This window comes from Rhodococcus sp. IEGM 1305, from assembly GCF_030058635.1.
Classification (GTDB): domain Bacteria; phylum Actinomycetota; class Actinomycetes; order Mycobacteriales; family Mycobacteriaceae; genus Rhodococcus_F; species Rhodococcus_F opacus_D.
Window position 1 is genome coordinate 44023 of record NZ_JASHKX010000014.1, and the last position, 23892, is coordinate 67914.

General features: G+C 69.1%; 23 protein-coding genes and 1 pseudogene. 11 read left to right on the forward strand and 13 right to left on the reverse strand.

Going from position 1 to position 23892, the window contains the following annotated elements; genetic code table 11:
* Position 1 precedes the first annotated feature (1 nt).
* Positions 2-1432 (forward strand): sensor histidine kinase, encoded by a 1431-nt coding sequence (locus tag QM693_RS20230; protein ID WP_283353257.1) that lies wholly within the window; start codon positions 2-4, stop codon positions 1430-1432.
* Positions 1429-2370 (forward strand): TAXI family TRAP transporter solute-binding subunit, encoded by a 942-nt coding sequence (locus tag QM693_RS20235; RefSeq protein WP_283353258.1) that lies wholly within the window; start codon positions 1429-1431, stop codon positions 2368-2370. The genes QM693_RS20230 and QM693_RS20235 overlap by 4 nt, the downstream gene beginning before the upstream one ends.
* Positions 2371-2396: 26 nt before the next feature.
* On the opposite strand, the gene QM693_RS20240 is transcribed toward QM693_RS20235, so the two are convergent.
* Both QM693_RS20240 and QM693_RS20245 read right to left on the reverse strand, forming a co-directional pair.
* A complete protein-coding gene (locus QM693_RS20240) occupies positions 2397-3161 on the reverse strand; it encodes a trans-aconitate 2-methyltransferase (protein WP_283353259.1) in 765 nt (254 codons plus the stop codon).
* Between the two features lie 49 nt (positions 3162-3210).
* Positions 3211-4368 (reverse strand): acyl-CoA dehydrogenase family protein, encoded by a 1158-nt coding sequence (locus QM693_RS20245; protein WP_280780387.1) that lies wholly within the window; start codon positions 4366-4368, stop codon positions 3211-3213.
* Positions 4369-4698: 330 nt separating this feature from the next.
* Between QM693_RS20245 and QM693_RS20250 the strand changes: the two genes are divergently transcribed.
* From QM693_RS20250 to QM693_RS20275, 6 genes are all read left to right on the forward strand, one after another.
* The gene (locus QM693_RS20250) at positions 4699-6027 is read left to right on the forward strand and encodes an MFS transporter (RefSeq protein ID WP_283353260.1); all 1329 of its coding nucleotides are present in this window, start codon (positions 4699-4701) and stop codon (positions 6025-6027) included.
* A gap of 84 nt (positions 6028-6111) precedes the next feature.
* Entirely contained in the window at positions 6112-7245 is a 1134-nt protein-coding gene (locus QM693_RS20255) for a thiolase family protein (RefSeq protein ID WP_283353261.1), read from the forward strand.
* Positions 7246-7279: 34 nt separating this feature from the next.
* Positions 7280-8044: an SDR family NAD(P)-dependent oxidoreductase gene (locus tag QM693_RS20260; protein WP_005261389.1), complete on the forward strand. Its 765-nt coding sequence runs from the start codon at positions 7280-7282 to the stop codon at positions 8042-8044.
* A 17-nt stretch (positions 8045-8061) separates the two neighbouring features.
* Positions 8062-9711, forward strand: coding sequence for a class I adenylate-forming enzyme family protein (locus QM693_RS20265; protein WP_283353262.1), 1650 nt, complete (start codon positions 8062-8064; stop codon positions 9709-9711).
* A gap of 87 nt (positions 9712-9798) precedes the next feature.
* Entirely contained in the window at positions 9799-10152 is a 354-nt protein-coding gene (locus tag QM693_RS20270; protein WP_283353263.1) for a hypothetical protein, read from the forward strand.
* Positions 10145-10804 carry a Dabb family protein gene (locus QM693_RS20275; protein ID WP_502942657.1) on the forward strand — a complete coding sequence of 220 codons (660 nt, stop codon included), beginning with the start codon at positions 10145-10147 and terminating at the stop codon, positions 10802-10804. The genes QM693_RS20270 and QM693_RS20275 overlap by 8 nt, the downstream gene beginning before the upstream one ends.
* On the opposite strand, the gene QM693_RS20280 is transcribed toward QM693_RS20275, so the two are convergent.
* Positions 10773-11597 (reverse strand): enoyl-CoA hydratase/isomerase family protein, encoded by an 825-nt coding sequence (locus QM693_RS20280; protein ID WP_283353265.1) that lies wholly within the window; start codon positions 11595-11597, stop codon positions 10773-10775. The genes QM693_RS20275 and QM693_RS20280 overlap by 32 nt on opposite strands.
* 269 nt (positions 11598-11866) lie before the next feature.
* Here QM693_RS20280 and QM693_RS20285 point away from each other — a divergent pair.
* A pseudogene (locus QM693_RS20285) lies at positions 11867-12829 on the forward strand (NAD(P)H-dependent flavin oxidoreductase).
* Here the strand turns inward: QM693_RS20285 and QM693_RS20290 are convergent.
* The 5 genes from QM693_RS20290 to QM693_RS20310 are packed head-to-tail and all read right to left on the reverse strand — an operon-like array spanning position 12811 to position 18016.
* Complete coding sequence (locus QM693_RS20290) at positions 12811-13695, reverse strand: LysR family transcriptional regulator (protein ID WP_283353266.1); 885 nt, start codon at positions 13693-13695, stop codon at positions 12811-12813. The pseudogene QM693_RS20285 and the gene QM693_RS20290 overlap by 19 nt on opposite strands.
* A 12-nt stretch (positions 13696-13707) precedes the next feature.
* On the reverse strand, positions 13708-14586 hold the full coding sequence (locus QM693_RS20295) for a LysR family transcriptional regulator (protein WP_280780379.1): 879 nt from the start codon (positions 14584-14586) through the stop codon (positions 13708-13710).
* Between the two features lie 47 nt (positions 14587-14633).
* Entirely contained in the window at positions 14634-15395 is a 762-nt protein-coding gene (locus QM693_RS20300; RefSeq protein WP_283353267.1) for a crotonase/enoyl-CoA hydratase family protein, read from the reverse strand.
* 12 nt (positions 15396-15407) lie between these two features.
* Positions 15408-16451, reverse strand: coding sequence for an MBL fold metallo-hydrolase (locus QM693_RS20305; RefSeq protein ID WP_283353268.1), 1044 nt, complete (start codon positions 16449-16451; stop codon positions 15408-15410).
* Positions 16448-18016, reverse strand: a complete 1569-nt coding sequence (locus tag QM693_RS20310) for a long-chain-fatty-acid--CoA ligase (protein ID WP_283353269.1) — start codon at positions 18014-18016, stop codon at positions 16448-16450. Before QM693_RS20310 ends, QM693_RS20305 begins: the two co-directional genes overlap by 4 nt.
* 168 nt (positions 18017-18184) lie before the next feature.
* Here QM693_RS20310 and QM693_RS20315 point away from each other — a divergent pair, with 168 nt between their 5' ends.
* Both QM693_RS20315 and QM693_RS20320 read left to right on the forward strand, forming a co-directional pair.
* Positions 18185-18550, forward strand: a complete 366-nt coding sequence (locus QM693_RS20315) for an ArsR/SmtB family transcription factor (RefSeq protein WP_280780375.1) — start codon at positions 18185-18187, stop codon at positions 18548-18550.
* An 8-nt stretch (positions 18551-18558) separates the two neighbouring features.
* Positions 18559-19755, forward strand: a complete 1197-nt coding sequence (locus QM693_RS20320) for a CaiB/BaiF CoA transferase family protein (RefSeq protein ID WP_283353270.1) — start codon at positions 18559-18561, stop codon at positions 19753-19755.
* Between the two features lie 54 nt (positions 19756-19809).
* On the opposite strand, the gene QM693_RS20325 is transcribed toward QM693_RS20320, so the two are convergent.
* The 5 genes from QM693_RS20325 to cbiQ all read right to left on the reverse strand — a co-directional run bounded on the left by QM693_RS20325 (position 19810) and on the right by cbiQ (position 23891).
* Positions 19810-20238: a hypothetical protein gene (locus QM693_RS20325; protein ID WP_280780373.1), complete on the reverse strand. Its 429-nt coding sequence runs from the start codon at positions 20236-20238 to the stop codon at positions 19810-19812.
* 191 nt (positions 20239-20429) lie between these two features.
* Positions 20430-21032, reverse strand: a complete 603-nt coding sequence (locus tag QM693_RS20330) for a DUF8020 domain-containing protein (RefSeq protein ID WP_349307511.1) — start codon at positions 21030-21032, stop codon at positions 20430-20432.
* Positions 21033-21214: 182 nt separating this feature from the next.
* Positions 21215-22285, reverse strand: a complete 1071-nt coding sequence (locus QM693_RS20335; RefSeq protein WP_283353272.1) for a methyltransferase domain-containing protein — start codon at positions 22283-22285, stop codon at positions 21215-21217.
* Between the two features lie 50 nt (positions 22286-22335).
* Positions 22336-23130 carry an energy-coupling factor ABC transporter ATP-binding protein gene (locus QM693_RS20340; protein WP_283353273.1) on the reverse strand — a complete coding sequence of 265 codons (795 nt, stop codon included), beginning with the start codon at positions 23128-23130 and terminating at the stop codon, positions 22336-22338.
* Positions 23127-23891: a cobalt ECF transporter T component CbiQ gene (cbiQ, locus tag QM693_RS20345; RefSeq protein ID WP_105415374.1), complete on the reverse strand. Its 765-nt coding sequence runs from the start codon at positions 23889-23891 to the stop codon at positions 23127-23129. Before cbiQ ends, QM693_RS20340 begins: the two co-directional genes overlap by 4 nt.
* Position 23892: the final 1 nt, after the last annotated feature.

A 23892-nucleotide genomic window follows, 5' to 3' on the forward strand; every position in this document is an offset into this window, starting at 1 on the left:
CGTGCGCCGCCGTGTGCTCGCCGTCCTGCTGGTGTTCGCGGCCGTCGCGGTGGTGGCATTCGCCGTCCCGCTGGCGCTGGCCACCAGCGCCGGGAGAACCCAGGCCCTGCGGCTGAGCAGGGAGGCGGACGCGACGCATTTCGCCAGCCTCGCCGGACAGACCCAGGCCCCCGGAAGTACCACGCTGCTGCGGGAGGAGGTGGCCCGCTACCACGAGTTGTACGGCGAGGGCGTCCTCATCGTCGACGCGCGAGGCAACCTCCGCGCGGGCGCCGGACTGTCGCCGGACGACGCCGACGTCGCCGCGGCGGTCACGGCGGGACTGCGCAACCAGAAGCAGGGGATCAGCGGTTCGCTGACACCGTGGTCGGCGGACCGTGTCCTGTCGGCCGTGCCCGTCGGAACGGGCGCGCAGGTGGACGGTGCCGTCGTCCTGGACGTGTCCACCCGCGCCGCACGGGAGTCCATCCGGACGTCGTGGGTGGTGATCGTCGCAGGGGCGCTCGTCGCGCTGGCGGCGGTCACCGCGGTCGCGATCGCGCTGTCCCGGTGGACCGTTCGTCCGCTCGGGGCGCTCACCGCCAGGGTCGGCGCCCTCACCGACGCCGTCCCGTCGCCGCGTCCGCGGGCGCGGCGCAGCACGGGGCGGCCGTCCGGCAGCTACACCGGGCCACCCGAGGTTCAGGAACTCGCGAAGGCGTTCGACACCATGTCGGGCGCCGTCCAGGCGTCCGGTCAGGCGCAGCGGCAGCTGATCGCCGACACCGCCCATCAGCTCCGAAACCCCCTCGCGGCCCTGCACATCCGGTTGGATTCCCTCGGCCCGCACGTCGCCGAGGCCGGGGCCGAGACGTACCGTCGCACGGGGATGGAGGTCGATCGGCTCGGCGGGATCCTCGACGGACTGCTGGCGCTGGCCGTCGCCGAATCGCCCGCGGACTCCGCTGACTTCGACGCCGCCGAGGACGAGTCCGGGCACGGCGGATGCGACGTCGGTGCCGTCCTCGCGGACCGTGCCGACGCCTGGACGGAGGCCCTCGCGGAGTCGGGGATGGACCTCGTGCTCCGGGAACCGGCCGAACCGCTGGTCGCCGACTTCCGGTCGAGTCACCTGGCGCAGGTCCTGGACGTCCTGCTCAGCAACGCGCACGCGTACGCCGGTCGAGGTTCGACGGTCCGGATCGACACGGGACGGTCGGCCGCGGGAATCGAGATCCGGGTGAGCGACGACGGGGCCGGGGTGAGCGAGGAGGAGATCGGCAAACTGTCGTCACGCTTCTTCCGCGGGTCCGGCGCGGCGCAGCAGGGCACCGGGCTCGGGTTGTCCATCGCGACCGCGCTCGTCGAGGGCGGCGGTGGGGCGCTGACGATCGCCGCGGAGCAGCCACACGGACTCCGGGTGACGCTGACACTGCCGGCGGTGGCGCCGTGATCACCCGACGTGCACTTCTACGCGGCGTCGTCGCCGCCGGAGCGACCGCGGCCACCGGTTCGCTGCTCGCCGCGTGCTCGGACAGCGACCGCGATCCGCTGCGACTCGCCGCCGGAGAGGAGGGCGGATTCTTCTGGGAGTTCGCCCAATTGACGGCCCAGGCCGCGGAGCGTGCCGCACTGCCGGTGAGCATCGTCCCGGTCCGCACCGCGGGGTCGATGGACAATCTGGCGGCCCTGGCATCCGGAGACGCGGAACTCGCCCTGAGCCTCGCCGACGCCGCCGTGGCGGCTCTCGAGGCCGGCGCCGGGTTCACCGCCATCGGCAAGGTGTACGAGAACTACATGCAACTCGCGGTGCGCGCCGATTCAGGGATCTCGGACACCTCGCAACTGAGAGGTACCCGAATCAGCCTGGGTGCCACAGGCTCCGGCGCGGAACTGACGGGCGAACGGATCCTCGAGGTGCTCGGTCTGGCGGGTCCGGGAGACGTGACGCGTCTGCACCTGTCGATGACCGACGCGGGGCAGGCGCTGCGTGACGGCACCGTCGACGCGGTTCTGTGGGCCGGCGGAGTGCCCACGCCGTCGTTCGCGAATCTCGGGATCCCGCTGCGTCTACTCGACCTGTCCGCCGAACTGGAATTGCTGCGGGAGCGCTTCGGCCCCCGCTACGAGCCGGTGCTGATACCGCCCGGCACGTACGGACAGCAGACGTCGGTCGCGACGATCGGTCTCGCGAACCTGCTGCTCGCCGACCCTGCCGTCTCGGACAGCGCCGCCGGCGCCATCGTCGAGGTGCTCATCGACCACGCGGCGGAACTGGTGCCGGATCAGGCGACCGGCAGCCAGTTCCTGGACCGGCAGTCGCTGATCGTCACCGCGGGGGTTCCGCTGCACCCCGGCGCGGCCGCGGCGTACCGCAGACACCACGGCTGAGCCGGTCGATCACTACACCTGGTCGATCACTGCACCTGGGCGACGACGAAGATGCGCCGGAACGGGAAGAATGTGCTGCCGTCCGGTCGCCGGGGGTACGCCTCGTCGAGTAGCGGGACGAGTTCTTCGCGGAACCGGTCCCACTCCGGCGCCGAGAGGGCGTCCTTGACCGGGCGGAGCGCGGTGCCGGTGATCCACTCCAGAACCGGGTTCTCCCCGGTCAGCTGCTGCACGTACGTGGTCTCCCAGGCATCGACGGCGCACCCGGCGTCGGCGAGTAGACCGGCGTAGTCGGTGGGATCGTCGACGACCTTGCTTTCCCGGAACGGCGCGTCCGGCAGCAACCGGGACCATCGGTCGCTCGAAGCGAGGTCCCGGACGACTGCGTGCGAGGGCGCGTCGAAGTTGCCGGGAACCTGCACTGCGATCCACGCCCCCGACGGCAGCTGAGCCGGCCAGCGACGCAACAACTCCCGGTGTTCGGGCACCCACTGCAGGGCGGCGTTGGAGACGACGACGTCCGTGTCGGGCTTCGGCGTCCAGTCGCGCACGTCCTGCCTGCCGGCGTCGAGGCCGCGTTCACGCGCGGCCTCGACCATCTCGGGTGAGCTGTCGGAGGCCTCGAGGACGGCGTCCGGCCAACGTTCGGCCAGGCTGACGGTCAGGTTTCCCGGGCCGCAGCCGAGGTCGACGACGCGGCGCGGTGACCGCGCGTCGACTCGCGACAGCAACTCGTAGAACGGGCGCCCGCGATGGTCCGCGAAGGCGAGGTACTTGTTCGGATCCCACATATAGTCCTCCTCGCCTGAAACAGTACGCCCATACTGTTGGCGTGTGGGGTCAGAGGCCGAGATCCTTCGCGATGATCGTCTTCATGACCTCGCTCGTGCCGCCGTAGATGCGGGAGACGCGGGTGTCCGCGTACAGGCGCGCGATGGGGTACTCGAGGATGTAGCCGTATCCGCCGTGCAGTTGCAGGCACTTGTCGATGACCCGGCCCGCGGCCTCGGTGCAGAACAGCTTCGCCTTCGCGGCATCCGCCACCGTGAGTTCGCCGGCGTCGTGCAGTTCGAGCGCCCGGTCGGCCATCAGCTGGATCGCCTCGACCTCGGTGGCGCACTCGGCGAGCACGAACTTGGTGTTCTGGAACGCCGCGACGGGCTTGCCGAACACCTTGCGCTCCTTCACGTACGCGATCGCGTGCTGCAACGCCGCGGCCGCGGTCGCCGACCCGCCGAGCGCGATGGAGAGGCGTTCCTGGGCGAGGTTGTGGGTGAGGTAGCTGAAACCGGCACCTTCGTCGCCGAGTCGGTCCGCCACGGGCACCTTGACGTCGGTGAAGGACAGTTCGGCGGTGTCCGAGGCCTTCAGGCCGATCTTCTCGATCTTGCGACCCACCGCGAAACCCTCGGACGTGGTGTCGACGACGAGGATGGTGAGACCGGCCCGGCGGTCCTCGGGGGTGCTGGGCGCGGTGCGGCACACCACGAGGATCCGGTCGGCGAGCGCGCCACCGGTGATGAACGTCTTCGCGCCGTTCAGGACGTAGTGCGACCCGTCGTCGGACAGCTTGGCCGACGTCGCGATGTTCGCGAGGTCCGAACCGGTTCCCGGCTCGGTCATCGCGATGGCGAACATGATGTCGCCGGACGCGAATCCGGGGAGCCACCGCTGCTTCTGCTCGTCGTTCGCGTACTCGAGCAGGTACGGCAGGATCAGGTTGGTGTGCACCGAGTAGCTGCCGAACGTGACTCCGGCGGCCGCCGTCTCCTCGCCGACCACCGCCGCGAACTTGAAACTCTTCTCACCGCCGCCGCCGAACTCCTCCGGCACCTGGATGCCGAGTACCCCGAGCTCCCCGAGACGACGGTAGAAGTCGCGCGGGGGATGCCCTTCGCCCTCCCACTCGTGGTGGACGGGGGCGACTTCCTTGGCGATGAAGTCGCGGATCGTCTTCCGGAACGCGTCGTGATCTTCGTTGAACACCGTACGCTGCACGGGCTTTCTCCTTCGAATTACAGTGCGTAACTGCGTAGTACGACCTTGCCGATGATTATCTTCCGTACCTCGGAGTGTTCGTCGGATCGAAAGTCTGGGCGAGGCGGCTCATGGGATGAGAATGCCCGATCCGCGGGGGTCCGGCTAGGGGCGTTCGGCTATCGGTCGGATAGCGCAGTCCAATGCACGCGTGGCTCCTCGACTCTGCCGACACATAGGCAGACGTAGCCGGTGCCTTCGCCGAGTGCGTATTGATCACGGGCACCCCGGTACGTTGAATGAACCGTGACACTGTGACCCACGCCACCCCGCTTCCGAAGGGATCACCACGTGACCCGCTCCACTGCCATCCTCGACCGGACCGTCGCCATCGGTTCCGAGTCCCGCAGCCGCGCTTGGGGCCTGACCGGGCTCCTCGTGCTGCTCTACGTCGTCAACTACGCCGACAAGGCCGTCCTCGGCATCATCGCCCAACCGCTCGCCCACGAGCTGGGACTGAGTGCCTCGCAGATCGGGCTGGTGGGAAGCCTCTTCTTCCTGACCTTCACCGTCGGCGGGTTCTTCGCCGGCGCGCTGAATCGCTGGATGTCGCTGCGGTGGGCGCTGCTGCTGCTCGCGATCGCCTGGTCCGTCGCGATACTCCCGCTCGTGGTCGTCGCGTCTTTCGCGGTGCTGCTGGTCAGCCGCCTGCTGCTCGGGCTCGCGGAGGGGCCGAGTTCCGCGCTGCTCCACACTGCGGCGTACTCGTGGCATGCACCCGCCAAGCGCGGACTGCCGAGCGCTCTGCTCGCCGGTGCCGCGTCCATCGCCAAGATCGCCGTCGCGCCTGCTCTCGCATTCGTGACCGTCACGTTCGGGTGGCGCTACGCGCTGGTCGCGCTGGCGGTCATCGGGGTCCTGTGGTGCGTCGTGTGGCTGACCGTCTGGAGCGAGGGCCCGTACATTCGCAGCGGCAAGGGCGCCGATTCCGCGGCCGCCGGTGACGCGGGCGAACCGGCGGTGCCGTGGGGTCGCATCTTCCGGACCCGGACGTTCATCAGCGGCGCGCTTCTCGTCATGAGCGTGTACGCGCTGGTCGCCGTGGTTCTGACGTGGCTGCCCTCGTACTTCGAGGTGGGCCTCGGATACAGCCGCCTCCAGGCCGGCTCGATGTTCGCGTTCCCGAGCATCGCCGGGCTCATCCTGATGCTGCTCTCGTCCGTGATCGGCGACCGTCTGCTCGCACGCGGCTCGACGTCCCGCGTCGTCCGCGTCATCGTCCCCGCAGTCGGGGTGCTGATCTGCGGAGCGATCCTGCTGGCACTCCCGTCCATCACCGCACCCGCCATCGCCGTCCTCGTCGTCTCCGTCGGCTACGGCTTCGCCGCGTCGGTGTTCCCGCTGCTCAACGCGGCGATCTCGGAGATCTGCCCGCCCCGTCAGACCGCGGGCACCCTGGGCGTCTTCCTCGCCGTCATGGCGATCGGCGGCCTCGTCGCCCCCTACGCGACGGGTCTGATCGTCGACGCGGCTGCCTCGCCCGCCGAGGGCTACGCCACCGCGTTCCAGTCGCTCGGACTCGTCGCCGCCGTCTGCGCCGTCGGCGCCCTGGTCTTCGCGAACCCCGAGCGCGACAAGACACTCGTCCGGGGTGACGCTGCGGACATAGGCACGAACTAACCCTCTGATCGGCCGAAAGTCGTTGTGCCGACGACATCGCCCGTGATTGATTCGAGTGACCCCCTCAGATCGAAGGAACACACCATGCGCGATGCAGTGATCGTCGACGCCGTCCGCACGCCCATCGGGCGGCGTGGCGGTTCCCTGTCCGGAATCCACCCCGCAAATCTGTCGGCGCACGTCCTCGAGGCCCTCGTGGCGCGCACCAATCTCTCCCCGGAGGAGATCGGCGACGTCGTCTGGGGCTGTGTCAGCCAGGTGGGGGAGCAGGCAGGCAACGTCGCCCGCACCGCCGTCCTCGCCGCCGGCTGGCCGGAGACGGTCCCGGGCACCACGCTCACCCGGGCGTGCGGATCGAGCCAGCAGGCCGTGAGCTTCGCCGCCGCCGCCGTGATCGCCGGCCACGAGGACGTCGTCGTCGCCGGTGGTGTGGAGTCCATGAGCCGGGTTCCCATGGGCAGCGCCAGCAAGAACGGCGAGCACTTCCCGGCGGCCGTCCTCGACCGGTACGGCGTCGACGGGTTCAGCCAGGGCACCGGCGCCGAGATGATGGCCGCGAAGTGGGGGCTCTCCCGTCAGGTGCTCGACGAATACGCGCTGCGATCCCACGAACTCGCCGCGCACGCCGCGGACCGGGGCGCATTCGACGGGCAACTCGCACCGCTCTCCGACGTCCTCGCCGGGGACGAGGGGATCCGCCGCGGCGGCACGCTAGAGTCTCTCGGCAAGCTGAAGACCGTGTTCAAGGAGGACGGCGTGATCCACGCCGGCAACTCCTCGCAGATCTCCGACGGCGCCGGTGCGCTGCTCGTCACGACGAGCGAGAAGGCCGCGCAACTCGGTCTGACCCCGATGGCCCGCATCCACACCTGTGCCGTTGCCGGCGACGACCCGGTGATCATGCTGACCGGACCCATCGCCGCGACGGAGAAGGCACTGTCCCGGTCCGGACTGAAGATCGACGACATCGGCGCATTCGAGGTGAACGAGGCCTTCGCTCCCGTCCCGCTGGCGTGGCAGGCGGAGACCGGCGCCGCGACGGACCGGCTGAACCCGCTCGGTGGCGCCATCGCCGTCGGTCACCCGCTCGGCGGTTCCGGCGCGATCCTCATGACCCGACTCGTCCACCACATGCGGGACAACGGCATCCGGTACGGACTGCAGACCATGTGTGAGGCGGGCGGCCTCGCCAACGCCACCATCCTCGAACTTCTCTGATCCGACAACACTTTTCGAAGGGAACACCCGCACGATGGAACTCAAGGGAATCTCGACCGCGGTCACCGGCGGCGCGTCCGGTCTCGGACTCGCGACGGCACGCCGCCTCGTCGACGCAGGCGCTCAGGTCACGCTCATCGACCTCCCGAACTCCGACGGGGAGGCGGCGGCGAAGGAACTGGGCAGCGCCGCCCAGTTCGCTCCCGCCGACGTCACCGATTCCGAGCAGTTCGCGGCCGCACTCGACGTCGCCGACGACCGTGGTGGCCTGCGCGGCATCGTGCACTGCGCCGGGGCGGGACGCCGGATGCGCATCCTCGACTCCGACGGCAAGGCAGGCTCCGTCGAGGACTTCGAGTTCGTGATCCGGCTCAACCTCGTCGGTTCGTTCAACGCCCTGCGCCTCGGCGCGGAACGGATCGCGCGGCAGGAGGAGATCGACGGCGAGCGCGGCGCGGTCGTGCTGACGGCGTCCGTCGCCGCCTTCGAGGGTCAGATCGGCCAGATCAACTACACCGCATCGAAGGCTGGCATCGTGGGCATGACGGTCACCGCGGCCCGTGACCTCGCCAGCCGCAACATCCGGGTGTGCACCATCGCGCCGGGAATCATGGACACCCCGCTCCTCGCCCGGCTGCGCGACGACGTGCGCGCGTCGCTGGAGAAGTCCGTGCCGGGCCCGTCGCGTCTGGGCAAGCCCAGCGAGTTCGGGCAGCTCGCCTGCCAGATCCTCGAGAACGGCTACCTCAACGGCGAGACCATCCGCCTGGACGGTGCCATCCGCATGGCACCTCGCTGACGAGTAAGGGACCGAACGTGAATTCTGCTGCACCGGTACTGCATTACCCCGACCTGACGTTGGCGGCGTTTCCGTCCGGCATGGCGGACCTGTACGGAGACAAGGCCGCAGTGGTCGACGGCGACACGGTGTGCACCTACCGCGAGCTCGACCAGCGGTCGGGCGCGTTCGCCGCCGCCCTGCGGGACGCGGGGGTGACCGAGCGTGACGTGGTGCTCCTGCACCTCGGCAACTGCATCGAATTCGTCGTGGCCTACTACGGCGCACTGCGGGCCGGCGCGACCGTCACCCTGGTCAACCCGCTGCAACCCGGCCCCGGCCTGCGCTCGCAGATCGTCGACACGGCGGCGGTCGCCGCCGTCACCCAGCCCGGACAACTGGACACTCTCACCGAGGCGGCGAGCGGCACCACCGTCCGCACCATCGTGGTGGCCGGACTCCCCGCGGGCGTCGGTCGCGGTCAGTTCGGGTTCGAGGAGTTCGTCCGCGGATACGCCACCGCACCGTTCACCCCGAAGGTGTCCGGGGACGACGTCGCCCACCTCGCCTACACGGGCGGCACCACCGGGTTGTCCAAAGGTGTGCGGGTACTGCACCGCAACGTCCTCGCCAACGTGACCCAGATGATCGCCTGGCGCGCGGGTCACGAGGTGCGCGCCACCGCCGACGGCGGGATCGAACTGCGCCCCGTCGAGAGTCTCGGGGAACGCGGTGTGGTGCCCGGCGCCGGAGCGACCGTCGTCGTGTCGCCGCTGTTCCACGCGCACGCGCTGATCAACATGTCGTTCCTCCTGCTGTGCGGGGCGACCCAGGTGTTCGCCGGGCGGTTCGAGCCGGGCCGCATGCTGGAGTTGATCGAGACGCACCGCGCCACGTACATCACCGGCAGTCCGGCAATGTGGCATGCCGTCGCCACCCACCCCGACGCCGTCGTTCGAGACACCGACTCGGTGCGGGTCGTGTCGTCGGGTGCGGCGCCGATCGATCATGTGACGCTCGAGGCGCTGGTCCGGGCGTTCCCGTCGGCGAGCGTGGTCGAGGGGTACGGGCTGACGGAGGGCACCTGCCTGGTCGCCTCCGCACCGTTGACCGGCTCTGTCGCGTACAAGCTCGGCAGCGTGGGGCTGCCGGTGTTCGACACGGAGGTGCAGATCCGTGCCCAGGACGACTCCGGCGCCGTGCTGGAGGCCGGCACCCGCGGCAAGTTGTGGGTCCGCGGCCCGCAGGTCACGGACGGCTACCTGAACCATCCGGAGATCACGGCGCAGCAGTACGTCGACGGCTGGCTCGACACCGGTGACATCGCCTACCTGGACGAGGACGGGTACCTGTTCATCTGCGACCGCACCAAGGACATGCTGATCTACAAGGGCTACAACGTGTATCCGCGTGAGCTCGAGGAGATTCTGGTCTCGCATCCGGACGTGTCCTCGGCTGCCGTCGTCGGCAGGGAGGCCGGCAGCGTCGGGCAGGAGCCGGTGGCGTTCGTGGTGCCGATGCCGGACGTGACGATCGATCCGGATGCGGTGTCCTCGTTCGTCGCCGAGCGGGTGCTGCCGTACAAGAAGGTACGCGACGTCGTGGTGGTCGAGCAGCTGCCGACGTCGGCGGCCGGGAAGATCCTCAAGACGAAGCTGCGCGAGCAACTCGCCACCGCGACGACCTAGCGTTTTTCTCCCGCTGGGTGGAAGCAACTCTGTGGAGCGCTTCCTACTTCCCCCTACCGTCCTGGTGGGGGGAAGAAGGGAGCGCCGATGGCATCGGCCGAGTCGATCGTGTACATCGTCGACGAGATGGTGGCCGAGCCCGGGCAGGCTCGCGCGTTTCTCGCCGACTACCTGGAGCGCTATGTGCCCGGCGCGATTGCGCGTGGCCTGACGCTCGATCGCGTGCTCGTCTCCCCGCCGGTATGGCTGGAGGACCAGTCGAACACCCTGACCGTCAGCTGGACTCTGCGGGGCGCTCGCGCGTGGTGGCGGCAGAGTCTTCTCGCACGCCACGATGCGGAGGTGCTCAACTGGTGGGCCGACGCCGACGAGTTCCTCACCACCCGCCGACGCACCGTCTCCTGCTCGCCCGCGGATGTGGAGGCGATGACCGATGTTTAAGGTGACCAAGCTCGTTCACCTCGTCGCCGACGCGGATGCCTCCACCGGTGCGGCGTTGGCCGGCCGGCTGCGCGAGGTCGCTGCGCCCACGGCCCGGCGCGTTCTCGTGACTCCGACCCTGCCCGGCGGAATCAACGGGGGCGACGTGATCGCGCACCTCCACTTCGACGACGAATCCCACTGGCGCGCTGTCGAATCAGACATCACGGCACAGCTACGCATCCCCGAGATCGGGCACATCGACAGCGTCGGCTACACGGGCGTGCCCACTCCCGCCCTGGGTCCTCTCGAACCGACCGTCTACCGGACGCTGTTTGTCTCAGTGGACGATTCGGTCGACCCGGCGGTGGTGGAGCGCTTCGAATCCGAGACGCGGGCGATGCCGACCCACATCCGCACGATCGGGACCTCGCAGCTGAGCCGGGTGCACGAATCGGCCGGTTCCGCGCGGTGGACCCACGTCTGGGAGCAGGAGTACGCGAACCTGGACGGGCTGCTCGGGCCGTATATGACACACCCCTATCACTGGGCGCACATAGATCGGTGGTTCGATCCCGAACGCGGGCCGCGGATCGTCACTCGGCTGTGCCACAGCTTCTGTGCGATCGACGGCCCGACCATCACGGTTGCTGCACCTGCCACTCCCCGCTGAACGCAGGGGGACGCTTCTCGATGAATGCGCGTAGTGCGGCCGGAGCGTCGGTTGCAAAGTTGACCGCTTGCGAACGCGCCTCGTTCTCGAGTGCCTCCCGCAACGACGACGTCGTGCCGTCCTCGATCAGGCGCGTCGACTGCATGACGGCCACCGTCGGCGCCGCGGCAAGACTGGTCGCGAACCGGGCGACCGTGGCATCCAATTCGTCCGGCTCGACGAGCTCGCTGACCAGTCCCAGCGCATCCGCCTGCTCGGCGTCGATCATCTCGGCGAGCATGACCAGACGTTTCGCGCGGTGCAGTCCCACCATGCGCGGCAGGAGCCACGAGCCGCCGAAATCCACCGACAGGCCGCGCTTGGCGAAGATCTGGCTGAACTGCGCGTCGCGCGAGGCGATGAGCAGGTCGCACAGCAGCGCCAGGTTCCAGCCGGCTCCCACGGCGTAGCCGCGAACCTTCGCGATCAGCGGCTTGGGGAACTCGGCGACCGCCAGCGCCGTCGCGTTGATCTGGCGCATGCGGTTCAGCGGGTGCATGGGGGTGCGCTTGTCGAGGTCTGCGCCGGTGCAGAAGTCGTCGCCCGCGCCGGTGAGGACCACGACGCGGGTGGCGTCGTCGAGGGCGAGTTCGCCGAGTGCCTCACGCAACGCGATCCACGAGTCGAGGGTCATGGCGTTGCGCCGTGTGGGCCGGTTCAGGGTGATCGTCGCGACCGCGCCGTCCCGGCTGATCAGAACGTCGCGTTCGGCGGATTCGGTGCCTGTGGTCGAGGTGACGGTTTCGATGCTCATACGCGGCTCCAGACGTCGGCGCGGTTCTCGGCGTACGCCGGAGTGGTCGACGCCGTGCCGCCCAGCCAGTCGATCACCGGGGACGTTCCGCCGCAATGTCGTTCTGGGATACACCGGATGAGGTGAAACCTATGGTTACCGCCGAGCGCCATAGGTTCCGATTAACCGGACCATCAGCGATGTGTCTTTGTCCACGCCCGGACCGCGTGCTGAACTGGTCGGACCTGGAAGTGCTTGCACCAGAAGACTCCCCCTCATCAGGAGAACCGATGTCTCTACCCTCCGTGCTGTCCGATCGCCTGCGCCTGCCGGCTGTGGCCTCCCCGATGTTCATCGTCTCGGGTCCCGAGTTGGTGATCGCCCAGTGCACGTCGGGCATCGTCGGCTCCTTCCCCTCGCTCAACGCCCGCCCACAGCCCGTCCTGCGTGAATGGCTCACCCGCATCACCGAGACCCTCGCCAAGCACGACGCCAACAACCCGGAGACACCGTCCGCGCCGTACGCGGTCAACCTGATCGTCCACAAGAGCAACGACCGCCTCGACGAGGACCTCGCGACCATCGTCGAGTTCGAGGTCCCGATCGTCATCACGTCCCTCGGCGCCCGCGCCGACGTCAACGACGCCATCCACAGCTACGGCGGCATCGTCCTCCATGACGTCATCAACAACACGTTCGCGAAGAAGGCCGTGGAGAAGGGCGCCGACGGCCTCATCGCCGTCGCGGCCGGCGCGGGCGGACACGCGGGCACCCTGTCGCCGTTCGCGTTGATCCAGGAGATCCGCGAATGGTTCGACGGGCCGGTCCTGCTGTCGGGCTCCATCGCCCACGGCCGCTCGGTCCTCGCCGCGCAGGCGGCCGGCGCCGACCTCGCCTAAATCGGCTCCGCGTTCATCGCCACCGAAGAGGCCAACGCAGACCAGGGCTACAAGCAGATGATCGTCGACTCCACCGCGTCCGACATCGTCTACTCCAACCTGTTCACCGGGGTGCACGGCAACTACCTGCGCGGCAGCATCGAGGCCGCCGGACTCGACCCGAACAACCTCGCCCACTCCGACCCGTCCGCCATGAGCTTCAGCGGTGGAACCGCCAAAACGAAGGCATGGCGCGATATCTGGGGGTCCGGACAGGGGATCGGCACCGTGCGCTCGGTGCAACCGACGGCGGAACTCGTCGACCGGCTCGTCTCCGAGTACGCCGCGGCCAAGAGCTACCTGCTCGCGCTGTAACCTTCCGCCCGCACGAGTTCGACGAACGCGTGCCCGACCGGGGAGAGCATGTCGGGATCGAATGCGATCCCGAAGGTGCGGGCAATCGTCGGCTCCGCGCGGCGGACCACCGCGCGGTCCTGGGCCGCCTCCGCGATCGACCGTTCCAGCAGGGTCCCGCCTATTCCCGCGAGCACCAGGGGAAGTCGCGCCTCGCGGTGATCGGACAGCGCCGCGAGAGTGGGGCGTGCGCCGGCGCGACGGATCGATTCCTCGATCTCGTTGGCGACGGAGTGGCCGCGGGGGACGAAGACCATCGGGATGTCGGGAAGCGCGGCGAGCGGAACGGGACCGTCCGGCAGGCCGGTGCCCGGTGGGTACACGAGCCAGTACTCCTGTTCGCCGAGTTCGACGACGTCCAGGCGGGCGTCGTCCAGCGGTAGGTGGGCCACCACGAATTCGCAGTGGCCATCCTCGATCAGCGACCCGGCCTGTGCCTCGTCTTTCAATTCACCCAACCGGACCATCACATTCGGGTGGGTTCGCCGGAATTCGGTGACGAGGTCGACGAGGGGTCCGATCGCCAACGCCGGAAACGCCATGATGTCCAGTCGGCCGGCGAGTGCCCCGTCGGAGGTGGCGAGGAGGTCTTCGACGGCGGTGACGTCGCGCAGGATCTGCCTGCTCGGCCCGACCATGCTGCGCCCTGCGGCGCTGAGCACCATGCCCCGGCCGATGCGGTGGAACAGCTGCACACCCAGTTCCCGCTCGAGCCCGCGCAATGCCTGCGAGATGGTGGGCTGTGCGACACCGAGCGACGCGGCGGCCCCGTTGATGCCTTCGTGTTCCACGACGGCGAGAAAGTACTCGACCTGACGCAACTCCATGTGCTCAGTTCCTCACTCGGGTGCCGGTGTTCGGGTGGCCTGCGCGATCGCGACGAACGCCGAGGCCGCCGGTGATCCCGGCCCGGACCGCTGCACGAGACCGACGGGACGGGTCAGCTTCGGCGTCATCGACCGGATCGAGACCCCGCGCAACTGTTCCTCGGCGACGAGGCGGGGGAGGACGGTGGCCCCCGCGCCGCGCATCACCAGCTCCCACGTGGCGCCCGGGTGCGTGCAGTCGATGACGACGTTCGCGGGCTCGCCGACGAGCTCGGTGATCAGCGCCGCGTCGCTCTTGTCCCCGAGATCCTGAACGAGCGGAATGTCGCGGACGGCCGAGCGGGGCACCGGATCGGGAAGCGTCTCGGCGAGGGCGCCGGGCAGGGCGAGTACCAGCTCCTGGTCGCCGATGGGGACCGAGCGCAGTGCGCTGTGGTCGACGGACAGGTCGATCACCCCGAGTTCGGCCTCGCCGCGGCGCAGGGCGCCGAGGACGCCGGTGGGGCCGTCGGCGTCGATGATGCGGACCGTCACGCGGGGGTACTGCTCCCGGAACCGGCGCACCAAATCGACGATCGGATCGATCGAGAACGCCGCGTAGGTGACGACGTCGACGCGGCCGGACACGAGTTCGCGCACGGCGGCGACCTTCGCCTTGGCCCGTTCGACGTCGGCGAGGATGCGGCGGGCGGCGACGTCGAGGGTGCGGCCGTCCTCGGTCAGCTCGAGACGCCGCCCGGTGCGGTCGAACAGGGTGACACCGAGGCGGCGTTCGAGTGTGCGGATTGCCTGCGAGAGCGACGGTTGCGAGATGTAGAGGGACTGCGCGGCCCTGGTGATCCCGCCGTGATCGACTACCGCGACGAAGTAGGTGACGAGATGCAGGTCCACGCGGTCATCGTACGGAAGCCGTGATGCGGGCTGTGCCGATCATGCGGCTAGCGGCCACGCCACACCGGCGGGCGCTTCTCCGCGAAGGCGCGTGCACCCTCCTGCGCGTCCTCGGAAGCGAACACCGGATCGAGGAAGCGGCGTTGCCCGATGAACGCGTCGGGGTCGGTGTAGTTGGCGGACATCGCGACGACCTGCTTGGTGGCGCGCACGGCGAGGGGACCGTTGGCGGCGACCCGTGCCGCCAGTTCGCGTGCGGTGTCGAGGGCCTGTCCGGGCTCGGTGAGCCGGTTGACGAGTCCGTGCGCGTGCGCCACCTCGGCGGTGAGGGGGTCGCCGGTGATCGCCATCTCCATCGCGATCGGGTACGGCAGCACCTTCGGCAGTCGCAGCAGGCCGCCGCCGGCGGCGGCGAGCCCCCGCTTGACCTCGGGGATGCCGAACTTGGCGTCGCGGGCGGCGACGATCAGATCGGCCGACAGTGCCAATTCGCAGCCGCCGGCCAGCGCCCAGCCCTCGACCGCGGCGATCAGCGGCTTCGTCGGCGGGGCCTCCGTGATGCCGCCGAAGCCGCGTCCGGGCAGCGACGGCCGCTCCCCGCGGGTGAACGCCTTCAGATCCATGCCCGCGCAGAACGTTCCCCCGGCGCCGGTGAGGATCGCGATCGTCAGGTCGGGCCGCACCTCGAACTCGTCGATCGCGGCGGCGAGTGCCTTGGCGACCTCGAGGTCGACGGCGTTCTTCGCCTCCGGCCGGTTCAGGGTGATGACGGCGACGCCGTCGGAGAATTCGGTGAGAACCACGCTCATGGGGTGTCTTCCTTACGGTGTCGGGGTCCAGCGTTCGGGGTGCCCGCCGAGTGAGCGGATGCTCCCGCGGTCGGCCAGAACGAGCAGGTGGGCATGGGTTTCGCGGACCGCGAGGCGGAGCAGGCGGTCGGACATGGATTCGAACGGCCGCGACCACGAGATGTGCTGCGAGATCTCCCACGCCGTCGATTCGGGGCGCACCCCCAGGGCGTCGACGATCTCCGCGAGGCGTTCCTCGTGATGACCCATCAGCTGCCGGGCGCGGTCGGCGATGCCCCGGAAGCGGTACTCGTGGGCCGGCAGCACCTCGCCGTCGGGCATGGAGGTGGTGGCGTGCAGCGACAGCAGGTAGCGGTGCAGCGGGTTCTCCAGCTCGCCGGGGACCGTGGAGATGTTGGGACTGATGCGGGGCAGCATGTGGTCGCCGCTGAACATCAGCCCGTGGGTGTCGTCGACGAAGGTCAGATGACCGGGAGTGTGCCCCGGGGTCCAGACCGCCCGCAGATCCCAGCCCGGAAGGTCCAGGGGAGTGCCGTCATCGAGCACGACGTCCATGGATTCGCCCGCTCCCAGGCGAACGAGGTCGACGCGGGCGGCCGCGAGGATGTCGGTGGGGGCCCCGAGTTGGGCGAGCTGGGTGTTCCACAGCTGTTCGTCGGCGGTGGCGTCCTCCGGCGAATGGTGGCCGAGGAGTGCGGCATCCGCGCCGTGCATCGCGAGCGCGGCCCCACTGACCTCCCGCAGCCGCGGCGCGAGACCGAAGTGGTCGGGATGCAGGTGGGTGACGGCGGCGTACCGGACGTCGGTGACGTGGTGCCCGGTCTCGGCGATGCCGTCGACGAGGGCCCGCCAGGATTCTTCGGAATCCCAGCCGACGTCGATCAGGGCGAGGCCGTCGGGCAGCGCGAGCGCGTAGATCAGGACGTAGCGCAACGGGTTTCGCGGCATCGGCACCGGGATCGACCACAATCCGGGTCGTACCTGTTCGACCGGTGGCAGGACGCCGCGGGCCCAGGCCTCGCGCTGGACGGTACCGACGTCTTCGGTGACGATCACGACGGCACCTCCGTCGCGCGGAGCCCTTCGCGCAGGGTGCGTTTGAGGATCTTGCCGCTCGCTCCGCGCGGAAGTTCGGCGACGTAGACGATCTCCCGCGGCTTCTTGTACGACGCGAGCCGGGCGGCGGTGAACGCGATCAGGTCCTGCTCGTCAGGTTGGTTCGCCGGATCGACGAGCCGGACGACCGCCGTCACGGACTCACCCCACGTCCGGTGCGGCACGCCGACCACTGCCACCTCGGCGACCGCCGGATGCTCGGCGAGCACCGATTCGACCTCGATCGGGTACACGTTCTCGCCTCCCGTGATGATCATGTCCTTCACCCGGTCGGTGACGAACAGGTAGCCCTCCTCGTCGATGTGCCCGGCGTCGCCGGTGCGCAGAAAACCGTCGTGGGTGAGCAGTTGCGCGGTCTCGTCGGGCCGCCGCCAGTAGCCCGTGACGTTGTTGCGTGAGCGGCACACGATCTCCCCGGATTCGCCCACCGGAAGCCGGTCGCCGGTGACCACGTCCCGGATCTCGACCTCGACACCGGGCATGGGTTTGCCGGCGGAACGCAGCAGGTGCGCGCGGTGCCCGGACGGGTCGTGGTCCTCGACGGCGAGGGCGGTGACCGAGCCCGTCGTCTCGGTCATTCCGTAGCGCTGCACGAATCCACAGCCGAGCCGATCGATCGCGCGCCGGAGCAGAGTGGTGGTGATCGGCGCCGAACCGTAGGCGACCAGTTCGAGGCTCGACACGTCGTAGCGGTCGAGGTCGGGCACGTCGAGGAGCATCTGAATGGTCGACGGAACCAGGAAGGCGTGGGTGATCCGGTGCCGTTCGACGAGTTCGGCGACCTGCCGGGCGTCGAACGCGCCGAGCAGCACCACGTGGACGCCGGCCGACAGGCACGTGCTCATCCAGCCGGCACCCGCGATGTGGAACAGCGGCATGGCGTCGAGTGCCACGGAGCCGGGCTTCCAGCGGTAGATCAGCAGGCCCTGCGGCTCGTTGTGCAGGTTGCGATGCGTCGCGACGACGCCCTTCGGGAAGCCCGTGGTGCCCGATGTGTAGAGCTGCAGCACCTCGGCGTCGGGGTCGTCCCCGAGACCCGGATCGGTGGCGGTGCCGGACGTGACCAGCCGGTCCCACGTCCAGGTGCCGGGCGGAAGAACGTCGCCGTCGGCGGCGTCGACGACCACCACGACCACACTCGGGAGCGCGTCGCGGACGGCGTCCGCGGCGGCGGCGAATTCGGATTCGACGATCAGCACCTGGAGCTGGGCATCGACCGCGATCGCGGCGGCCTCGGCGGGCGGGAGTCGCCAGTTGAGCGGGACGAACACCAGCCCCGACTTGGCGGCGGCCACGAACGTCTCGACCCCCTCGGTGCGCATCCGGAGCAGTGCCCCGACCCGGCCGCCCCCGGATGTCAACGCCGACAGCGCGGTTGCGATCCGATTGGTCCGCCAGTCGAGCTCCGCGTACGTCAGCGTGGTGTCACCACACGTCACGGCCGGTGCTCCGGGCCGCTCTGCGGCATGGTGCCGCACGCGCTGGGGTAGATGCAGACCGCTCACATCACGCTCCTCGATGACTTGTCGACGCCGCCGGGGAACCGGGTGACGCGTGCTGCCAGTCGACCACCCGCGTGAGTGCGGAAACAAAGTCACAGAGCCGAACGGACAGTGAGGAATCGCCTATGGATGCCCGGCCGAGCGGCCTCGCGGCGTTTGTAGACTGGCGTGATGGCCGCCACCCCCGCCCTGAACCCCGAGGATGTTCAGCGTGCTGCGGCGGCACTGCACACCCCCGACATCGACGGCTGGGCCAACCGGTTCGAACTGCTGTCCGACGGCAACCGCCTCCGACTGCTGCTGTGCCTACACCACGCCCCCGACATCTGCGTCGGCGACCTGGCCGCGGCACTCGACATGACCGGGACCGCCGTCTCGCACGCGCTGCGACTGCTCCGCAACCAGGGGTGGGTGTCGGCGACGCGGGACGGTCGATCGATGCGGTACCGGCTCACCGACGACACCGTGCACGAACTGCTGCACACGATCGGGGCCACGCACTATCACAATCACCCGGGTGCCGAAGAGGAAAGGTGAATCCCGACATGGAGAACGACCCCGGACTGCTGCCGCTCGACGGCATCACCGTCGTGGCACTCGAGCAGGCCGTGGCCGCTCCGCTCGCCACCCGCCATCTCGCGGACATGGGTGCGCGGGTCATCAAGATCGAGCGCGTCGGTGAGGGAGACTTCGCCCGCAACTACGACGACGCGGTGTTCGGGCAGGCCTCGCACTTCGTGTGGCTGAATCGGTCGAAGGAGTCGCTCGGCGTCGACCTGAAGTCCGAGGTGGGTCGGGACACCGTCGCGAAGCTGATCGCGAAGGCCGACGTCTTCGTCCAGAATCTCGCCCCCGACGCCGCCGACCGTCTGGGGTTCGGCGCCGACGAGTTGCGCGCCGACCACGAGGAACTGATCGTCGTGAACATGTCGGGCTACGGATCGGCGGGGCCGCGGCGCGAACGCAAGGCGTACGACATGCTGGTCCAGGCCGAAACGGGGATGATCTCGGTGACCGGCACCCCCGACACCGCAACCAAGACGGGTGTTCCGGTCTCCGACATCGCGGCGGGAATGTACGCGATGTCGTCAGTCCTCGGAGCCCTGTTCCGGCGGTCACGAACCGGGGTGGGGGCGCGGATCGACGTGTCGATGTTCGACGCGACCGCCGAGTGGCTGGGCCACCCGATGTACATGAAGATGTACGCCGACAAGCAGATCCCGCGCGTCGGGCTCGGACATGCGGCGATCGTCCCGTACGACTCGTACCCCACCCTCGACGGGCAGATCCTCATCGGTGTCCAGAACGACCGCGGGTGGCGGCAACTGGTGACCGACGTGTTCAAACGCCCCGAACTCGCCGACCATCCCCGGTTCGCGACCAACATGCTGCGCGTGCAGCACCGCGCCGAGGTGGACGCCCTCGTCGCCGAGGAGACTCAACGCTTCACGAGCGCGGCTCTCGACCAGGCGCTCGCGGACTCCGGGATCCCGGCGGCGGAGCTCAACGACATGGGCGGGCTGATCGAGCATCCGCAGCTGGATCAGCGCGACCGCTGGCGTGACATCGGCACCGAGGCCGGGCCGATCAGGGCGATGCTGCCCCCGATGACGTTCTCCGACGTGGAGATGCGGATGGGCGACGTGCCCGCGCTCGGCGCGCACACCGATCGGATCCTCGGTGAACTGGGCTGGTCGGCGCAAGATATCGCGACGATGCGCGACCAGGGCGTCGTCGGCTGACGACGCGCCGCAGCCCCGGCCCGAGTGAGGCCGGGGCTGCAGCTCGCTCTTCGCTCAGGGTGTGGCGAAGAACTGCTCTACGGCCGGCTGTGCGTTGGGATTACCCACACCGATGCCGATGACGGCGCCGGCGATGGTGCCGACCACTGCGCCGACGATGCAGCCGGCAATGAAGTTGGGGAAGATCGACACGCACCCGATGGCCATGCCCACGTTGGAACCGATCGCCATGCCCTGCAGGCCCGCGTTGTTCCAGCCGGTATTGATCTCGTTGGTCATCTTGTCGAAGGCGTCCTGCTTCCCTTCGTTCTCCGGGAAGAACTGTTCGGCCACCTGGCTGCTGCCGCCGTCGGCTGCCGGGGTCATCAGCGGCTGCGACCAGTCGATTCCCTGAGGTGCGGGATCGGCATACGCAGTGCCCGCCCCGACGGCCATCGCGGAGATGACGAATATGGACAATGCCAGAGTTTTCAAGAGTTTCATGGAAATTCCCACCATGTCGTAGGACGAACACGGTCCCCACCTGAGTGCACCGAACATCGTTGTGCGTGGACCATATTCGCTGGAAAACCGGAACGGCTACATGCATATGTGGGTGCGCGGTGATGCTCCCCGTGTGCGAACTAACCCATAGCCCTCCCGAAATCGTCTTCGGAGTCGGACGGAAAGCCCCGCTACGGGGTTCCGAGGAATTCGTAAACCGCTGGTGGCGCAGCGGGGTTCGCGTTGCTGATGCCCGTGACGGCGCCGATCGCTGCGCCCACCGCGGCACCGGGGAGGCACCCGCCGAGGATGAGGAAGACGCACCCGACGACGAATCCGATGCCTGCGCCGATCGCGGTCGCGGTCCCGCCGCCGTTGTCCCAGCCGATCTGCAGTTGCTCGACCATGTTGTTGTACGCCGAATCCCTGTCGACCGGGGTGAGGGCGAGGGTTCCCGCGACGGGGGTCGTCGTGGGTGTCAGGTTCAGGAACCGGCCGGCGTCGGTGATGACCGGATCGATCGCGAACTGCACACCGGCGATCGAATAGCGCAGGGGGATCGTGCCCACCGGGGTGCCCGAATCGTTGACGATGTCGACGGCGGCGGCCGTCCGCGACAGGGTGAAGTGCCCGGCGTCGAGTGCCGTGCCGACCGATCGGCCGTCGGCGCTCAGGCTGGTGTGCGAGATGACGGCCTGGTCGGCGGGAGTGGGGGCGGCATACGCGGTACCCATTCCGACACACAGGGTGGCGATCAGCAGCGCTGCCGGTGCTGTCACTCTATGCAGTTTCATGGTGTTTCCCATGCGTAGTAGCGGATGACAAACGACAAATCTGGTTCGACCTGGCGCTTCACAGTTGCCCCGACCGGCGAAAGCGTCCGTAACCTGCCTACTGCAGACATCTTCCCCCTTCGGATGCCCCAGTTTTCGGCCTTTCCGCAAAATACGTGCGTATCGGGGTGTCGGTGCAGGGATTACACCGTGAGCCGGTAGAACCGGAAGAACGCGAAATCCTCGATCGGCAGGACGTCCATGGTGCCGAAACCGGCCGCCTCGGCGTAGCCGCGCAATGTGCTCGGGCGCATGACCGTTCCGGTGCCCGCGCTGGGTGTGTGGTTCATGCCGTCGGGAAGACACACGGTGAGGCTGAATCCGTACATCAGACGCTCGATGTCGCTTCCCGGGGCGGAGAACTCGTCGTCCACCGCCTCGTCCATCACGATCATCGCCCCACCGGGAATCAGTGCCTTGCGGACCGCGGACAGCACGTCGACGGGCGCGGGCATGTCGTGGATGCACTCGAACGCGAACGCGGCGGTGTAGCTGCTCTCGGGGATCCCGGCCGCATCCGATTCGGTGATCGTGATCCGATCGGCGACGTCCGGCCGCTCGCGCACATTGGACCTCGCGAGTTCAACGGTCGCGGTGTCGATGTCGTAGCCGTGGAGCCGGGCATCCGGGTAGGCACGCGCGAGTGCGATCGTGGACCAGGCGCCGCCGCATCCGACGTCGGCGATGGTGGCACCGGGCGTCCGGAGCAATGCATCCACCTCGGGAACCGATGCCAGTGCACCGGGAAGAACCTGCTCGTACCACGGCCGATTCATGTCGGCCTGCGACTCACGGGCATCCGTGCCGTACTGCGCCCAACCCACACCGCCGCCCGTGCGGTACGCCTCCAGCAACGCGGGCATCTGCGTGGTCGCGGCGACGAAGATCCGCGCCAGCGGTGCAAGATAGTTGAGACTCTGCTCGTCGGTGAGTACTTCGGCGGCGCCGGCCGGAAGCGTGAACGTCCGTGGCTCCGAATCGTCGACCGTGAGAAGTCCCGACACGGCCTGCTGTTCGAGCCATTCCCGCGCGTACCGCGGGTGGGTGGCGGTGCGTTCCGCCAGTTGGTCCGCGGTCGCCGGACCGTCCGACGCGAGACTGCGGTACCAGCCGAGACGGTCGCCCAGATGGACGGCGAGGAGGTCGATCGCCCCGAGCGATGCGTCGAAAATGCGCTGGGACACGGCCCCGGCGTCGGCTTCGGGTATGGACATCGCTGACCTCCGGTGGGAGTGCGGGCGAAGCTTCGTCTCCCCATCGTGGGCTACCTGGTCGGCGGTGTCACGGATCGTTCGCCGGGCGAATGAGGGTCGGTCGCGGGAAGCCGGAAACCCCAGGGCAACTCGAGACGATGCTGGGCGAGCAGCGCGGGGTCGCCGAGCAGTTCCAGGATCGGACCGTCGGCCACCAGGTGTCCCTCGTCGAGGATCACGGCGCGCGTGCACAACTGGGCGGCGTACGGCAGGTCGTGCGTGACGAGCAGCTGCGTGGTGTCGATACCCAGGAGGACGTCGGCCAGTTCGCGTCGGGCGACGGGGTCGAGATTGCTCGACGGCTCGTCCAGCACGAGGACGTCCGGGGCGCACGCGAGGACCGTCGCCAGCGCGACGCGGCGGCGCTGCCCCACGGAGAGGTGCGCGGGATTGCGGTCCGAATGTGCCGTCATGTCCACGGCCGTCAGCGCGTCGTGCACCCGCTCGTCGAGCGCGGTCCCGGTGACCCCGAAGTTGACCGGACCGAACGCGACGTCCTGCGCGACGGTCGGCATGAACAACTGGTCGTCGGGGTCCTGGAAGACGATGCCGACGCGGCGCCGGACCTCCCGCACCGTGTCCCGGGACGCCCCCCGCGACAGCTCCAGCCCGCCCACGGTGACACTGCCCTCGGTGGCCGTCAGAATGCCGTTGAGGTGCAACATCAGTGTGGTCTTCCCGGCCCCGTTCGGACCGAGGACGGCCACCCGCTCGCCGGGTTCCACCGTGAGGTCGATCCGGTGCAGCGCGGCCCTGCCGTCCGGATACGCGAACGAGACGCCCTCGAGATGTACGGCCGCGGTCATCGGAGCACCCACACGGTGACACAGATCCCCACCGCGCACACGGCGGGCACGAGCCCCGCCCGCCACATCGCAGCGGTCGCCGGGGGCGCGCCGATCGTGGGAACGGAACCCGTGAATCCCCGCGACAGCATGGCCAGGTGGACGCGCTCGCCGCGCTCGTAGGACCGCACGAACAAGCCGCCGACGCCCCGGGCGGTGGCACCGATCTGCCGGAACGTCCGGGGGTCGTCGCCGCGGGAGAGCCGGGCGGTGCGCATCCGCTCGACCTCGGCGGTCAGCAGGTCGAGGTAGCGCAGCATCAGCACCACGATCGTGGTGAGCATCGCGGGCACGCGCAGCCGCGCCAGACCCAACGGCAGGTCCCGGGCCGGCGTCGTCGCGGCGAGTGTCAGCGAGACCAGGACGCCGAGCGTGCCCTTCACGAGAATGCCCCAGGCGGCGTAGAGGCCCGCGACCGACAGCGACAGTCCGAGGACGGTGACGCGTGCACCGCCCTCGGCGAACGGCAGGAGAAGCGCGAGCGTCACGAATGGCAACTCGATCAGCATCCGCGGTCCGATCCACGTGAGCGCAATGCCGGCGATCCGCCAGATCACGATCAGGATCGCGAGATACCCGGCGAACGCCCAGAACGCCTCGCGTGGCGTCGCGACCACGGCGAAGACGAAGACGACGGCGCAGACGATCCCGACCTCGGCCGGCAGTCGGTGCACGGGGGACGTGCCGTCGAGGTAGAGCGGATGGGCGTGGCCGGCTCCCACG